The organism is Filimonas lacunae (assembly GCF_002355595.1).
In the GTDB taxonomy this organism is placed as follows: domain Bacteria; phylum Bacteroidota; class Bacteroidia; order Chitinophagales; family Chitinophagaceae; genus Filimonas; species Filimonas lacunae.
In genome coordinates, this window is record NZ_AP017422.1 from 3,007,436 (window position 1) to 3,024,078 (window position 16,643).

The 16,643-nt window shown below is 43.1% G+C and carries 13 protein-coding genes; 10 read left to right on the forward strand and 3 right to left on the reverse strand.

Features of this window, described 5'->3' with window-relative positions; genetic code table 11:
* Window positions 1-18: 18 nt before the first annotated feature.
* The 3 genes from FLA_RS12045 to FLA_RS12055 are packed head-to-tail and all read left to right on the forward strand — an operon-like array spanning window position 19 to window position 1,900.
* Window positions 19-642, forward strand: a complete 624-nt coding sequence (locus FLA_RS12045) for a hypothetical protein (protein WP_076380726.1) — start codon at window positions 19-21, stop codon at window positions 640-642.
* 59 nt (window positions 643-701) lie between these two features.
* Entirely contained in the window at window positions 702-1,283 is a 582-nt protein-coding gene (locus FLA_RS12050; RefSeq protein WP_076380727.1) for a YdeI/OmpD-associated family protein, read from the forward strand.
* A 14-nt stretch (window positions 1,284-1,297) separates the two neighbouring features.
* Window positions 1,298-1,900 carry a CDP-alcohol phosphatidyltransferase family protein gene (locus tag FLA_RS12055; protein ID WP_084206372.1) on the forward strand — a complete coding sequence of 201 codons (603 nt, stop codon included), beginning with the start codon at window positions 1,298-1,300 and terminating at the stop codon, window positions 1,898-1,900.
* Between the two features lie 23 nt (window positions 1,901-1,923).
* Here the strand turns inward: FLA_RS12055 and FLA_RS12060 are convergent, their stop codons facing one another.
* A complete protein-coding gene (locus FLA_RS12060) occupies window positions 1,924-2,925 on the reverse strand; it encodes a phosphotransferase enzyme family protein (protein ID WP_076380729.1) in 1,002 nt (333 codons plus the stop codon).
* A gap of 642 nt (window positions 2,926-3,567) precedes the next feature.
* Window positions 3,568-4,566, reverse strand: a complete 999-nt coding sequence (locus FLA_RS12065; protein ID WP_144264101.1) for a methylenetetrahydrofolate reductase — start codon at window positions 4,564-4,566, stop codon at window positions 3,568-3,570.
* Between the two features lie 126 nt (window positions 4,567-4,692).
* Here FLA_RS12065 and FLA_RS12070 point away from each other — a divergent pair, with 126 nt between their 5' ends.
* Complete coding sequence (locus FLA_RS12070) at window positions 4,693-5,049, forward strand: VOC family protein (RefSeq protein ID WP_076380731.1); 357 nt, start codon at window positions 4,693-4,695, stop codon at window positions 5,047-5,049.
* A 53-nt stretch (window positions 5,050-5,102) separates the two neighbouring features.
* Here FLA_RS12070 and FLA_RS12075 read toward each other — a convergent pair whose 3' ends face one another.
* On the reverse strand, window positions 5,103-6,638 hold the full coding sequence (locus tag FLA_RS12075) for a glycoside hydrolase family 28 protein (RefSeq protein WP_076380732.1): 1,536 nt from the start codon (window positions 6,636-6,638) through the stop codon (window positions 5,103-5,105).
* A 160-nt stretch (window positions 6,639-6,798) separates the two neighbouring features.
* Here FLA_RS12075 and FLA_RS12080 point away from each other — a divergent pair, with 160 nt between their 5' ends.
* The 6 genes from FLA_RS12080 to FLA_RS12105 all read left to right on the forward strand — a co-directional run bounded on the left by FLA_RS12080 (window position 6,799) and on the right by FLA_RS12105 (window position 16,634).
* On the forward strand, window positions 6,799-7,650 hold the full coding sequence (locus FLA_RS12080) for an NAD(P)-dependent oxidoreductase (RefSeq protein ID WP_076380733.1): 852 nt from the start codon (window positions 6,799-6,801) through the stop codon (window positions 7,648-7,650).
* Window positions 7,651-7,992: 342 nt separating this feature from the next.
* On the forward strand, window positions 7,993-12,603 hold the full coding sequence (locus tag FLA_RS12085) for an RHS repeat domain-containing protein (RefSeq protein ID WP_076380734.1): 4,611 nt from the start codon (window positions 7,993-7,995) through the stop codon (window positions 12,601-12,603).
* The gene (locus FLA_RS12090; protein WP_076380735.1) at window positions 12,603-13,586 is read left to right on the forward strand and encodes a hypothetical protein; all 984 of its coding nucleotides are present in this window, start codon (window positions 12,603-12,605) and stop codon (window positions 13,584-13,586) included. Before FLA_RS12085 ends, FLA_RS12090 begins: the two co-directional genes overlap by 1 nt.
* A 236-nt stretch (window positions 13,587-13,822) precedes the next feature.
* Entirely contained in the window at window positions 13,823-14,455 is a 633-nt protein-coding gene (locus FLA_RS12095) for a hydrolase (protein ID WP_076380736.1), read from the forward strand.
* A gap of 20 nt (window positions 14,456-14,475) precedes the next feature.
* On the forward strand, window positions 14,476-15,870 hold the full coding sequence (locus FLA_RS12100; protein WP_231940429.1) for an alginate export family protein: 1,395 nt from the start codon (window positions 14,476-14,478) through the stop codon (window positions 15,868-15,870).
* A gap of 26 nt (window positions 15,871-15,896) precedes the next feature.
* Window positions 15,897-16,634 carry a M17 family peptidase N-terminal domain-containing protein gene (locus FLA_RS12105; protein ID WP_076380738.1) on the forward strand — a complete coding sequence of 246 codons (738 nt, stop codon included), beginning with the start codon at window positions 15,897-15,899 and terminating at the stop codon, window positions 16,632-16,634.
* Window positions 16,635-16,643 lie beyond the last annotated feature (9 nt).

A 16,643-nucleotide genomic window follows, 5' to 3' on the forward strand; every position in this document is an offset into this window, starting at 1 on the left:
GACGCCAACAGCAAAATCATGGAAAAAATTGCAACAGAGGTTATTGGTATGAAGAATGATAATTCTTGCCTGATCCGTTTTCAGGAACAAATAATAGACAACTTTCTAATACCTGCTTTTACGTTATATAAAGGGGAACTGGTGATTATTCAATATCCGGGTGGGCCTTTATTTAGTGCAAGATTTCCTTTGATAGAGCTGCTTACGGCTAGAACCAGTAATGATAATACAGAGGTAACTACCGCATTACACTACCCGGGACACTTAAAAGTGCGATCATCTATCTTTAATAGGCAGTATCCCTCTACAGTGAGTGGATATTTAAATAAGTATGCGAATAAGAATCATCCCTTCTATAACAAAATTTATGGGATAGACGAAGTAAGGGGGAATGTTAAAATAAACATGCTATCAGGTTACCTCAGGCAGCAACTTGGCGTGTATGCTATTTTGTCCCGGACAAGTAATATTGTTTTTGACCTGGCAGGTGTTGATCCAGTTGGAGGGGTATTGATATTTAATGTTGTAAAATCAGCTATTGCTGCTGGCGGAGCCTGTATCTTATTGGATCTCTGTGATGAATTCAAAGATTTGTGTACTACATTTATTCAAACAAAATATGTTGGTCCTCCTTTAGAATAACTGCCATAGGGTTGTCACTCCCCTATTGTAGGTTTGCTGAATCCACTAAAAGAAATACCATGCCCCATAACGAAATAGATACTTTTTGTCCTGCCAGCAGGTTGCAGTGGCGACAATGGTTGCAGGAGAATCACCATACACGGGAATCTATATGGCTGGTGTATTATAAAAAGCAATCAGGGCAACCTACTGTACAGTACCAGGAGGCGTTGGAAGAAGCGCTTTGTTTTGGCTGGATAGACAGCACTAAAAAGTCGCTGGGCGACGACAGGTTTATGCAATTCTTTTGCAGAAGAAAGCCCACCAGCGTGTGGTCGAAGATAAACAAGGAAAAAGTGCAGCGCCTGATAGAAACGGGCTATATGGAGCCGGCCGGATTAGCTTGTATTGAAAAGGCTAAGCAAAACGGCTCGTGGGTAATATTAGATGAGGTGGAAGAATTGGTGGTGCCTAAAGATTTATTGACGGCATTGAAAAAGATACCCGGTGCTAAAGATTATTTCCTGTGTTTAAGCAATTCTGTCAAAAAGAGTATTTTGCAATGGCTGGTGTTGGCGAAACGACCAGAAACCCGGCAAAAAAGAATACTGGAAATAGCCGAACTGGCAGGTGTACGGCAAAAGCCTAAGCAGTTCAGATAAAAATACCATTGCATTTGAAAAAGATACCCTTATACCTTATTTACTCCCGTTTAGTGCTAAGTGTGGTTATTGTGTTGTTTGCCATATGGCGGCCGCCCTTTTATAGAGGTTGTATGGTAGCATTGCTGGTAACTGGTTTGTTAACGGATGTGTTTGACGGCATCATTGCCCGTAAACTCAATGTATCAACCCAACGTTTACGCAGACTGGACTCTTCCATCGACCAGGTGTTTTGGATAGCGGTACTGGCTGCATGCTGCATTACCTGTCCTGCTTTTTTCATCCGCAATTATGTGTACCTGCTGATTGTTCTTGGTGCAGAAGTGCTTACTTATGTAGTAAGTTTTATCCGTTTTAAAAAGGAAGTAGCTACCCATGCAATTGCTTCCAAGGTGTGGACGCTTACTATCCTGGCAACGCTTATCCAGGTAATATTGAGCTGCGATTCGGGCTGGTTGTTTCAGTGTTGTTTTTACCTGGGAGTGGTTACCCGGGTGGAGATATTGCTGATATTGTGTATTATCAAAAGCTGGCATAATGATATACCCAGCATCTATCATGCTGTACAGTTAAGAAAGGGAAAAGAGATAAAAAGGCATCAACTGTTTAATGGATAATTCGATAACGATATTATTACCTGCTAAAGCTGAATAAGGCTCCAGTGCTTACTGGCAAGGTTTCTTAAAAAGCCGGTGTATATTTTTAAAGTAGTGGGTTGAAGAAAGGTATAGAACTGGTCGTGCGTGGTATGAAAGCCCATGTAAAACAACCAGAAACCTAGTGATAGATAAGGTATGAGGGCCAGTTCTGCTTCGCTTACACTATTATGTTCCCGGTAAGCAGCTACCAGTTGGGAAAACATATTGTCTGCATCTTCCTGTTTCATTCTGCCAGCGTACACGTCCAGTTGCAGATGCTGCCAGTAGCTCATCAGGTCGTTCACCTGCCATCCATATCCCATAAAATCAAAATCAAAAAAGGTAACGGCATCTCCCTCAAAATGAAAGTTTTTAGGCAAAAAATCAAAGTGACAATAGCCGGTAGCAAAGCCGGATGTATCAGTTTTATCCAATAGGTCTGCTATCTGCGTGGCAGCCTGGGTAAGCCAGCGATAATCTTCGGGGTTATCGGCAAACCGCGGTTGCAGTTTTTGTAAAGGGTTAAATAATGTAGTGCTGGTGTTAAACGTCCACCGGCTATTTCCATAAACCATCCTGGCAGCAGCTTTATGAAACCGGGCTATTTGTGCACCCAGTGTTTGCAATTGTGCAGGAGATAGCACACGTACCACGTTGCCTGGCGCATAACTAAATAAAACCGCTTGCCGTTCTCCCTCCATAGCAGGAAGGCTTTGTTGATAATTATTATGGATGTCAGGTATGGGATAAGATACAGGCACTCCTGCCTTATGCAAATCAAGCAGCAGTGCTATTTCTTCTGTTACTTGTGCCGCCGTGCGGTGTGTATGGCGGCAAACGCGTAGTATAAAACGCTGATCGCCTGCTTTTATCAGGTAGGTATCTCCTACTCCCCTGGTAATAAATTCACACTGTGCCCCGGAAATAGAATACTGTTGGGCAATAAATGCTGCCAATGCTTCTGTCGAGAGCGTTGAATAAGTAGCGGGAAAGGTGGATGACATAAAATAAACGTTACCTGCAATGTAGGATAATGAAAAATAACAGGCAACATATTATAGATAAATAGAGTGTGTGGTAGATGGAAAAAGTAGTTATAGCTACTTCGCAGCAGTTGTTGTTCTGGCGTAAGGGTATGGCGTTTGCCGATTCGGGGTATGTGATCTGTCGTAAATACGTGATTATCTAAGAGTTTATATTATTTCTGGTTTTGTCAGAAAACTTTCTGACTCAATTGGAAAGTTTTATAGCAAAACCAGAAATGTTTCTAGCTTTATACAATACTTTCTGATTAGGTTAGAAACATTTCTAAGTTAATCAGAAATATTTCTGGTCTAATTGTAAAACTTTATTGAAAAGTCAGAAACCTTTCTAATAATACCATAAATATTTCTGATTAAATACTAAACGTTTCTGTCTTAGATAGAAATGTTTCTGTAATAACTGTAAGCGTTTCTGTCTAAATAGGAAAACTTTCTGACTTTACCATAAAGCTTTCCAGCTTAACCAGAAACCTATTCGATAGAACCGAAGTGTCTTCGACCTTATCGAATAGGTTTCTGGTTATAATTATATTATTACAGTATAGTTATAACAATAAGCCTGGCACTGTTACCTGCCAGGCTTATTGTTATAAAGGTTATTTGCTATTGAAATGAAGCGGTAAGCGGCGATTGTGCTGCTATCACGGCTGCATCTGTTGAAGCGGGTTGCTTTTTAGGACGGAGCAAGGATAGCACATTGTTTAATAGTTCCTGGGCAGCATTGATCTCTTCTTTCTTAATAGAAATGCTTTCAATGTTAAAGCCTACCGGTATGTTTTTAGCCTGGGCATAATTCAAAATTTCCGCAGCTATTTTAGTAGCGGTGCTGATAGAAGATTCCAGGATGTCTTTGGAATGCTTTAAATCATTATACAACCATTTGGGCACTTCAATGCCCAGCCACTCCATAAACTGCAATGTTTTTAACGAGCCACAGGGAGCCAGCGTAAAAATGATGGGTGCCAGGCTATTACCCGCTTCTGCTGCACTATAATAATAGTCGGATAACAGGTTTTTAGTGTCGTTTAAATTATAGACGCACTGCGATACAAAAAAGCTACACCCGTTATTCATTTTACTGAACATTCTCAGGTGCTCATCCCCTTTTTTACTGTGTCTTTCGGGGATGGTTACGCCACCCAGCATAAAAGGATAACCGCTTTCTTTTTTCAGCTGGTAAGCATCGGTTAAAGAGAAATTGGTAGCGGCTACCTGCTGGTGAGAAGATGCCCCCACAAAAACAGCACATTCTATATCCTGGTTTTGCTGTAACCAGCCGGCAAATTGCTCGCGGCTTTGGTTGGCTATGCTTTTGTAAATGATTTTGGGTATATCCAGTTGGGCAAGATATTGTTTGCTGTAATGTTCCGGAGCCAGGGTGGGAATAAATGAAAAGGTACGCTCCTTTTCTGTTCTCAGGCTTTCGTCCTGTATATCGTATAATATTAAACCATCCACATCCAGGTTTTTCAGTCGCTGAATCTGGTTACCTGATATGGCCTCTATTCTTTCTGCTTCAGTAGTAATTTTGGGCGGAGTTAAACTATAAAACACAAGTCCGGATTTTCCTTCTGCAATTTTACTCCTTAGTATGCTTTTCATGCTGTATTGTTGCTTGAAACTAGTTTTTTGTTCTATGAAAGCGTGAAAATACAGAAAAATAGTCATTAGTACTTTCAGAAAGCAGTATTTTGATTTTGCTGTACATTACAGCTTAAACACACCTGTATGAGTTTGCAGCAAGTATTACCCAAGATTTTTTACGAGGAAATAGAAACAGGCCTTGCTTTTTTTGTAGATGCGATGGGCTTTCGGCTGTCTTATAGCGATGATACCTTGTATATAGTAACCCGTGATGAGATTACTCTGTTATTGGTGGCGAATGCGGAATATGCACAAAAAGATCGCCCGGAAATAAGAATAGCAACCGATGATATTCATGCCATCTATGAAGAGATAAAAACACGTAGCCCACATATACTGCATCCAAACGGTAATACGGTAGTGCATAAGCCCTGGGGGTTACTGGAGTTTGCTGTGCTGGACCCTACCACGGTGTGCGTTATATTTCAGCAGGAGGCATAAACAATCATGGCCCTGTATCAGGGCCATGATGCAATAATATATGGGTGATAGTATTATCTGATTTCTATGTGTTCTTTTTCTTTACCCGGCAACTGTAATTGTTGTAGTTGCTGTGCTTTTACATTGTTGAGTAACAACACCGGTGAAGAAGCCGCTTTGTTTACTTTCAGCTGGTTGAGTGTTAAGCCGTTTACATCATCAAAAATGCAGGCGGTACGAAACTCCTCTCCTGTATAGCTCAGTTTTACATTCTTCATGGTAATGCCGTTGGCATGGCGTACATAAAAGCCCCAGGCGGGCAGCTCTCTAAACATGGAATACTCCGGATAGGCAGCAATGTTTTCGGGAACGATATGCAGGGAATCGGTGTTGATGGTAGCCACTTCTTTCCGGTTAACACCGCTGTACACAATCTCTACATTTTCCAGGGTAATATCATTTACTGCATGGCCAGGTATGCCGGTGATGGATGACGGGAAGGTGTTGTGTTCAAACAGCTCACGCGGGCCTTCAAAATGGTAGCCGGCATCTGGCTTGCCGGCAGGTACTTCTACTTTCACATTACCTATATACACTTTGCTTAAAGTGCCTGGTTCTCTTTCTGCACGGCGCTTGCCTAAGCGGATAAAGATGGCGTTGCCGGTGTTTTTAGCAGTTACCCCCTGTATATTGATATTGTCTATTACGCCACCATCTACTGTTTCAATGGCAATGGCCGAGCGGAAAGTATTATACACGTAAATATCTCTTACAGTGATGTTTTTAAATCCGCCGAAAGAAGCGGTACCCAATTTTAAACCGCTGGCACTGGAACGTACCTTGCAATGAGCGATGTATATATTGTCGCAATAGCTATTTACATCGTGAGATTTCAGGCAAATGCCATCGTCTGCCACATCGAAAAAGCTATTGGTGAGCTTTACATTTTTACAATCTACCAGGTCAATGCCGTCGTTGTTTAAAAAGGCATTGCTTTTTACCTGAATGCTGTCGAACACCATATCGGTACAGCCGCGGTAATCCTGTATCCAGCACAGGCCATCTTTAATGGTAATGTTTTTAACGGTAACCTTACTGCAATTGTTAAAGCCAATCAGCTTGGGGCGGTTGTTCTCTTCCGGACGCATCTGGCCCCAGTCGTTATACTTCTGCCATTCTTTATCCTGCAGGGTACCTTTTTTCAGCTGGGTAAAAATATTTTCCAGTAGCAGGGCGGCTTGTCCGTCAATGGTGCCTTTGCCGGTAATGGCAATGTTTTGCTGGTCATCGGCTACTATTAATGCCGAAGCTTTGTGCGAAGGGCCGTAGTCTGACCTGTTGGAAGAGCCTAATAACACGGCGTTGGCTGCGAGGTGCAGGTTTACGCCCGACTTTAGGGCAATAACGCCGGTAACAAACTTACCGGCAGGCACCAGCACCTGCCCGCCACCCTCTTGCGAAGCTTTGTCTATGGCTTGCTGAATAGCAGCAGTATTATTGGTTTTGCCATCTGCCTTAGCGCCAAACGTAACTATATTATAGGTTTTCTGCTGGGCCGAAAGATGGAAGGACATCAGGGACAGGACTAAAAAACTAAATGCAGGCTTCATCGTTTATGGTTTGGTAAAGCGCAAAAATAAGGGTTTGTGCATTTGCGCCCGGAAAAAGGCGAATAGCTTAAAATGTGCTACCCAGGTATTGAGCACCCGATGGAGAATGCGTGTTATTTTTGAGGATCACAATGGTCGTTTACAATTAAATAGCAGAACAATGAGTAATCAACAACAGCAATTAGGATGGATTGGCCTGGGAAATATGGGCTATCCTATGGCTATGAATTTAGAGAAGGCAGGCTTTGTGTTATCAGTGTATAACCGTTCTAAAGAAAAAGCAGCTGGTTTTGCTGCCACTGTGGCCGAAAACATTCCGGCCCTGGTAGCGGCCAGCGATATTGTGTTTACTATGCTAACCAATGATGCTGCTGTAAAAGCGGTGTATGACGAAATAGCTACTCTGCCGGTAAAAGGCAAGCTATTTATTGATATGAGCACCATTTCGCAATCGTTAAGCGTGGCGGTAGGTAATACTTTACAGGCTGCAGGCGCTTCTTTTATAGATGCACCGGTAGCTGGAAGCACGCAGCCTGCCAAAGAAGGTACATTGATTATTATGGCAGGTGGCAGTGCAGATGATATTCAACGTGCAACGCCTTACCTGGAAAAACTGGGTAAGCAAATTGTACATCTGGGGCGTAATGGTAAAGGTATTGCAGCCAAACTGAGTGTCAACTACTTTTTAAGTATTCTGTACCAGGGATTGGCTGAAACCGTGCTGCTGGCAGAAAAAATGGGTGTAGAGCGCAATGATCTTTTAACGGTGATCAATGCCAGTGCGGTTGGTAGCGGTGCTACTAAAGTAAAAACCCCTTTACTACTGGCAGATGAATATAAACCAGCCTTTGCATTAGACCTGATGCTGAAAGATGTGTTACTGGCTAAAGACGAGGGGGCTGATTTTCCACTGACCAAAGCGGTGACAGCAACTTACCAGCAGGCGGCTAATGATGGCTTCGGAAAAGAAGATGTGATAGGTATTATCAACTATCTTAAAAAACATATTTAGCACAAGGCTAAATATAGAATGCAGGTTTCATGGCAGTCGTATAAATACTACACTTTTGCGGCGGCCATGGAAGTGTTGCTGATATGATTTAATATTGTTCATTATTCGATATTAAATTTTATACTTATGGCGTTTAACGCAACAAATCTTCCGGACACAGTTGTCCAGCTTCGGATTGTTATATACAATATCCTTCTTCTTTCTTTTTTCTCATAAGTATTATACAGGCATTGTTATCTCTGTTTATTTATACATGTAATGTATGAGTAAATAATGCAGGTTATATGGCGTACCGCCAATACCTGTTACATATTCGTGTCAACACCTTAAACCAACGTTAGCATGAGCTTTCCTAAACAATCGGAATACGACAAGATAAAAAATGCAAAAGAAGGATCGGGCACTGCCGGAGAGGAACAAACCCTTGCTCAAAAAGCAGATCAGGGGCTTCAGCAAAACGCTGTGACTAAGTTTGCCGGAGTGGCCGATACTTTTAGCGGTGTACATAGTACACTTTCTACCGGACAGGATATACTTACCAATGATAAGGCTTCGACAGGCGATAAAGTGCTGGCTGTGGTAAATGTAGCTGGCAACCTGGCCATGCAGGCCATGGCCGCCAAGCAGTTTGTAAACAACCTGGTAAATAAAATTACAGAAGCAACCCTGATGCCTGTGATGCAAGCGATGGCCGGCCCGTTAAAAGGTATTGCCTGCTTACCCATAGCAAAACAAATGGACCCGGTAATGGGTATTGACGTACACTTTGTAACCATTCCACCTGCTCCGGCTCCTATTCCTATGCCGCATCCTTACATAGGGATGATCTTTAATCCTAAAGATTGGGTTGCCATGGTGTTATTATCTGTGCTTCCTGTGCCAGATGAAGCGCCTGATGCGGAGGAAGATCCGCATGGGGCTGCTGTACAGGGCGCTAAATCACTGGCCTTCCAGGTGGCCAAAATGGTTATTAGTAAAATTGGTAACAGCACTGTAAAAATCGGACCTGTTATTCCCCGTGCAGTAGCAGGAACAATTACAAAAAACTTTCCGCATATTCCTATGGGTGCAGGCTTTCATCCTGCTTTTATGATAGCGCAAAAGAACCATGGTTACGTGTTCCTCGGAAGCCTTTTTGTAACAGGTGATGGCGAGCCGCTGGCTTCGGGACCTTTTATCAATAATGATTGCTGGGATATTGGAGCCCCCGCCCTTTTTCGTATGACAGATCTGGGCCGTTTGCCTCCTATGTATAACTATGTGCCCAGCGGGTTTATTATGCCCATTCCGTGGACGCGGCCCATCCTGGTAAACCCTGTACCCACTCCTATTAACCCTTTAACAATTGGCGAAAGGCTGTTTAAGTTTGGATTGGCTAAGTTAAAGGCCAGGAAGGGAACCAAAAACGGAAATAAAAACAAACCCTGTAGTCGTGCTTCCAAAGCTTTGCATCGTGCCAATGAAAAGTTGTTTGGGAAGTTTCCGGGTATTATGAACAAAATAAAAGATGTGATTGGCACACATGTGGGGCATCCGATTGATGTGGCTGGCGGCTTTTTGTTTACCAGTTATAAAGATATCAGCTTTCCAGGCCCTATACCATTGATATGGGAGCGTAAATGGTATAGTAATAGCGATTACTGCGGCCCGCTTGGATATGGCTGGCATCATAGTTACGATATGGCCCTCGTGTTTAATGAGGAAGAAGGTATGGCCATAGTGCGACTGGAAGATGGTCGTACTATTACATTTGACCAGATTCCTCTTACTGCTGCTGACAAACCCAGGTATCACCGTGGTGAAAAAATGTTCCTGGGGTTGCATGAAGATGGCTTTTATTACCTGCGTACAGCAAAGGGCAGGCTATATAATTTCAGTGCCAGGAGTTTTGAAACCAGGAATCAAAGTCATTTGCTTACTTCTGTTGCGAATGCGGATGGATTTGCTGTAAGGCTTCATTATTCTTCTAAAGGTTGGCTACAATCGATTACGGACACTGCCGGACGTTTATTTACCATAGATAACGATACACAGGGACGAATTGTTGCTATACATGCACCTGACCCCAACGATGCAGGAAAAACGTTTGAGATAGCCCGGTATTATTATGATGATGCGGGTGATATGATCTGTTATAGCAATGCTTTACAGGAAAAGATGTTATATGTATACCAGCATCATTTACTGGTACAGGAAACCTGGCGTAACGGACAACAATGGTTTTTCAGATACGATGGCACTACAACGGGTGCCCGTTGTATTGAAACCTGGGGTACCGATGATCTGCTGCATTATAAGGTAAAGTATGTGAACAGTAATTATACCCTGGCTACTAATAGCCTGGGACATGCTACTCATTACTATCATCAGAATGGTCTGGTACATAAAACCGTTGATGCGCGGGGCGGTGAATGGCATAACCGGTATAATGAATTTGATGAAACGGAATGGATAACAGATCCGCTTGGAAATCAGACTGGTTACAGGCACGACCAATGGGGGAATGTAGTTTCGGTAACACGGCCAGACGGGCAGTTTACACAGATAGAATATTTTACACCTGGTTTTCCTCATTTGCCAAGTGAAGCGGTGGATGCACGTGGTGCCAAATGGAAATGGTTATACGACAATCGGGGTCACCTGGTAAAACAGGTAAATCCTTTACAGGGAACTACTGTGTTTACCTATACGGATGGTATGCTGGAAAGTGTTACCAATGGTAATGGAGGTGTTACAAGGTTTAGCTATAACAGGCAGCTGGCAATGCAAAGTATACAAGATGCTAATGGTGCAGTTATCCGGTATGAGTATGATTTACTGGCCCGTTGCTTGCAGGTAATTAATCCTAAAGGGGGACGTAAAGTAACTGGTTATGATTTATTGGGAAGGGCCACCAGCATACTTGAATTTACAGGCAATCTCATCACATTACAGTATGATGGCTCAGATAATATAGTGGTGTATAGGGATAATAAAGGAGAGATTACATACAACTATACTGGCTTAGGCAGGTTAAGTAGCCGGAAAGAAGCAGGAACTGTGGTGCAATATCAATATGATACAGAGAACCAGCTGAGAAGAGTGGTGAATGAGCATGGTATTGCCTATACTTATGTGTGGAACAGTGTGGGTGAGGTAATGGAGGAAGTGTCTTTTGATGGCATGCGACGTACCTACGATCGCAACCTGGCAGGATGGGTTACCCGCGTAAACAGGCCTGCAAAAAGGTTTTCGGAATATGGGCATGATAGTATGGGCCGCATTACTACAGTAACTTTTCATGATGGCACATCAGAAACTTATGAGTATGACAATGGGCTTTTGTACAAAGCATCTAATCACCAGTCGGATGTAATATTTGAACATGATATATCAGGCAATGTATTGTCTGCTGTTTGTAACGGTGTTTCCATCAATAATGTCTATGATATGGAAGGCCGCAGAACTGCGCTGCAAAGCTCGTTGGGGGCAGATATGCATTTTGAGCTGGACATGCTGGATAATGTTACCCGCATGAATGCGAACGGATGGCAGGCTACTCTTGCTTATGATGTATTTGGTCTGGAAAGTGAAGCTGAGCTTCCTGGTGGTATACAAAGCAAATGGCAGCGCGATAAAAACGGGCTTGCATTAAACCATTGGGTAGGTGTAACCGGTTTGAATAAGCTGCCTCAAACCAGGAAGAACAGGGAATATCGCTGGGATGATAATGAGCAGCTAAGAAGCATTACTGATTCATTGAGTGGCATTGCTGAGTTTGATTATGATTTGCGTGGTAACCTTATCAAAGCCACTTATGGAAACGGAATAGTGCAGCATAGAAACCCCGATAAAGTGGGTAATTTATTTGAAACAGAAAACAGAACTGATCGTGTTTATGGAAAAGCGGGCCAGTTGAAAAATGCCAAAGGTTGGGAATACCGTTATGATGAGGAAGGTTATCTGACAGAAAAACAAAAGGGGCTGGATCTGTGGAAGTATGAGTGGCATGCCAGTGGTATGCTAAGTAAGGTGGTGAAGCCCGATGGCAGTGTGGTAACCTTTGGATATGATGCCTTAGGCAGGAGGATATGGAAAAAGTACAGGAATACTATTACCCGCTGGATATGGGATGGTGCTAATCCTTTACATGAGTGGAAAGAACATGCTGTAACCGGGAATGTACTCAGCGATACTCATGTAAGTGCAGATGGTGTTATCACCTGGGTATTTAATGAGGATAGCTTTACGCCTATTGCCAAATTGAAGGGGCAAAAAAAATACAGTATCATTGTTGATCATTTAGGTACTCCTTTTCAGATGTATAATGATGAAGGGGTATTGTTTTGGGAAGGTGAGCTGGATAGCTATGGAAGAATAAGATTGGAAAAAGGTGATGCAGGCGCTTGTCCGTTTAGATTTCAGGGTCAGTATGAAGACAAAGAAACCGGGCTTTATTATAATCGTTTCCGATACTATGCATCAGAAGAAGGAATGTATATTAGCCAGGACCCGATTCGTTTGAATGGTGGCATGGCTTTATATGGCTATGTGCATGATACGACTGGATGGCTGGATGTGCTTGGTCTTGCAAAAAAGAATGGGGACTCCTGCGAGGTGTATGTACGGCACCTGAGCGAAAAGGAAGCAGAAGCTATAGGTAATGCAAAAGGATTAGTGCCTGACCTGAAAGGGAGAAAGGCAAAATGGATTTATGCAATGAAAGAGAAGTATATACCTTCTAAACAGAAAACTTACACGCATAAAGTAGAATTTGAGATGAAAGAAGGTACAGGGAAGTGGATGAAAGAGAAAGGCATAGATTGGGACGATGCAGATTATAAAGGGGAAGCACAACATCCTGATAAAGTGATTTTTAAATCAAGCAATGAGCCGGGTGCTGCGGGTGTGGGAATTGGTTTACTGGATGATTTTAATGAAAAGATTGTAAAAATAAAAATATCCAAATTATAATGCTGGTTAACAATTTAATGGAAGCCTGGACATACAGGTACTGTCATTTGTACTCTAAAAAAGCTATTCCTGTATCGGCAGATGTATACCAGGAGCCTATAGAAGCAGATGACAGGATTACTTATCAGTTAACTGGTCATAATAAGGGTATCCTGGTTCAGCAATTAGCAGACTATGATATTACGTCGCCGGTTTTTGATAAAGTTATTCAGCTGTTAGGATCTTTTGAATTCGACAGTATGCAGGCTTCCCGCAACAGGCTGGCTTTTGTAAACCTGGTAAATGGATTACAATATTTGAATATAAGTGGTTATGAGCAAGCGTTATGCGACCGGTTTTTAGGAAACTGGCTATTTAGTTATGCTGGTGGAGATTTTCCTTGTATTGATCACCGGTTTATAAAAGAGAATGGCCATATTTATCTGGAAGCAGAGGAGAAAAAACTGGATATTGTTCAGTTTGTAAAAAATACAGTGATGCCACATCAGCAAAATGTGGTAAGCTTTTGCGAAAGCCTGCACGATATCAAAGGTGTTTTGCCTTTTGTACTGAATACGCTGGAAAAGGAACCAGGCGTGATCAGTGAACAACTTTATCATTCTATCCCCTACTATACTTACTGTTCGTGGGACGAAGTTTCTGCGCGTATTTTAAAAAGTGCTTCTGTATATTGTTCTCCTAAGACAGCGGATACTATATTTAAAAACAGGCGGGCCGCCCCGCTTGATTCCGCTCAAAGGAAAACAAAGCTGGTAAAGGAACAACTTATAGATACCCTGGTGGCTATTGCAGCATTCTCTTTTGAAAAAATGGAATCCTTTTTAATGCCTTTGATACAGCAAAAAGAATGGCAAACGCTTGATTATTTTTTGAGTACGTTAGTAACTCACCCCACTTTTGTAAGAAAGGACAAAGCGCTTTTAGCTTCACAAAAAAGCTTTTTAGCCCTATTGCCTGATGAAAAATGGAAGGAATTGCTATAGCAGCAGGCTTATCAACTGGCAGATGTAATCAACATCTGCCAGTTTTTTTATCCCGGATTTTGGGCTAATTATACCACTACTTCTATTAAAATATCAACAGGAATATTGCAGCTTGTCATAGAATTACGAAATATCGTAATGGAGGTATAAGGTGGAGTATTTCTATTGTGCACATTATCAATGCTTTATGTGGATGGCATTGTAATTGGCTTACTGGGGCCAAAATCTATTTAATTATGAAACCATCTTCCAGTTTACTATCCCCTACCAACCATGCGCTTGTGTTAATTGACTTTGAAGGCCAGATGGGCTTTGCTACCAAAAGCATTGCGTTAAGCGAACTGCGTACCAACACAGCTATTGTTTGCGGGGCTTCTAAAATCTTTAATGTACCTACTGTTGTTACCACTGTGGCAGAAGAGTCTTTTTCCGGCCCTGTGTTTCCTGAGGTGGAAGAGTTTTATCCGCAGGCTACTTCCGGTTATATCGACCGTACTACCATGAATACCTGGGAAGATGAAAATGCGTACAAGGCCATTACCGGTATTGGTAAAAAGAAAATTGTGCTGGCTGGCTTATGGACTGGCGTTTGTATTGTAGGCCCGGCTTTATCGGCTATTGCAGAAGGATATGAAGTATATGTAATTACCGATGCCTGTGGCGATGTTAGCGTAGAAGCGCATGAGCGTTCTGTACAGCGTATGATACAGGCAGGTGCACAACCGGTTACTTCTATTCAATACCTGCTGGAACTGCAAAGAGATTGGGCAAGACAGGAAACCTATGTACCGGTTACCAACCTGATGAAGAAATATGGTGGTGCTTATGGTATAGGTATTCACTACGCACATAACATGCTGAAGCATTAATTCACCACAAACGCTCTGTTTTGCAAAATACCTCCCTTAACAGCATTGGGGTCAGGCGCTGGATGTTATTGCTATGTTGCTTAGGTGGCTTAGTAACAACGCAGGCGCAGGGCTTTAAACTGATGCGGTTTGAAGAAAACTATTACGGGCTGAAAGACTCGTCGCGCAATTTTTATAACAGGTTTAAATACACGCCGCTGAGTAAAGATGGCCGTGTGTACCTGAGTGCCGGAGGTTCGGCCCGGGTAGAATATGTGGATTTTAATAACGAAGATTGGGGAGCAAGTGGTATAGGGCACAACGGCTTTTTGCTGCAGCGGTACGATGTACATGCTGATGTGCATGTTGGGCAACGGCTAAGGCTGTTTGCCCAGCTGCGCAGTGCCTGGGAGGGTGGCCGTAAAAACGGCCCCCGCCCTATTGATGAAGATCACGGGAATGTTCAGAACCTGTTTGTGGATGTGGTAGCGGTGCAGCATAAGAAACAGACACTTACCGCACGCATTGGCAGGCAAGAGCTGGACTATGGCAGTGGCCGGTTGATTTCGGTGCGCGAAGGGCCTAATTTACGTTTATACTTTACGGGCGCTAAAGTGATGTATGCTTCGGAACGCTTTTTTGCAGATGCCTTTGTAATGGCAGCTGATACGGTGAATACAGGTGCATTTGACAACAAACAATCGAAGCAGGCTAACTTGTGGGGTGTTTATTCTAAATTAATCCTACCTCATGCCGGTAATGTAGACTTGTATTACCTGGGCATTCGCCGCGATGCAGCTGTGTTTGAAGAAGGTGCTGGCAAAGAAGTACGGCATACCATAGGTGGCCGGCTTTGGAAATATGGCGGTGGCTTTATCTACAATTTCGAAGGGGCTTACCAGTTTGGTAAGTTTGGTGCGGGTAACATCAGCGCCTGGACTGCTTCGGCAGATATCGGGTATATGTTTGAAGATGTAAAAGGCAAGCCTACCATTAACCTGCGCCACGATTACATTTCGGGCGACAGCAAACAAGGCGATGGCAAGCTGCAAACCTTTAACCCCCTTTATCCCAAGGGCGGTTATTTTGGATTTAGTCCGCAAATAGGCCCGGTAAACCTGATAGATATTCACCCATATGCTACCATTGCCATTGGCGCTAAAGCGATGTTGCAGGCAGATGCTGTATTTAACTGGCGTTACAGCTTACAGGATGGCGTGTACAGGCCCAGTGGCGGCTTTAACAAAGCCGGCGCAGGTGCGCCACACCGGTATATAGGCACAGCCTGGCTGGGTAGTGTGGTGTATACGTTTAACAGGTTTGTATCGTGGAACACGGGTATGCAATATTTCCGTGCCGGCAGCTTTATACAAGACCTGGTGGCTACGCCTAAAAGCGGGGTATTCATCAACTCCCGCTTATCTTTTAAATTTTAATTCGTACAACATTTAATCTATTTACAATGAAGAAAAATATAATGAATCATTTGCTGTTAGCGGGCTTTTTAGCCATAGCAGCAAGTAACGTACAGGCGCAGGCAGTAAAGGCTGATTCTGCCGTTAAAACCACTGCTATTGGCACCACTAAGGTTTGGGGTACTGTAGATGGTATGGCTATAGCCGGTTTGGTACAAGGCCCTTCAGCCGCCGAAGCGCCTTTGCAGGTAGCATGTGTGTTTGAATATACCGAGGGAGATATATTCAACGCACCGCCTGCATTGCCTGCTCCACTAAATGGTATGGTGCACCTGGATCATGCACTGCAAGGGCAGATTACGGAAATTCGTAAAAGCGGCAAATTTGCGGGTCATGCTTTTGAAACCCTGCTGATTACACCGCCTGCCGGTGCTTTAAAAGCCCAGCGCCTGTTGCTGATTGGTTTAGGTAACCGCAATGCTTTCAACGCCGATTTAATGACCTCTGTAGGCGCTGTAGCTTTACGGGAAGCCTTGAACCTGGGTGTAACCAGTTTTTCTTTTGCCAGCGATATTAAAGATGCCGGTATTGACTCTCCTACTGCACTGGTAGCCGGTAATGTAACCAAAGGCATTATCCAGGCATATCGCACACAGCAGTACCTGAAAAGTAAAAATCTGGCTACTTACAAGCCTGTTACCAAAGTAATACTGCTGGCAGGCCCTGCTTTCTTTACTACTGCCGGTGAAGGCATTAAAGAAGCTATTGCTTCTTTCAATAACTAAACAGCTATT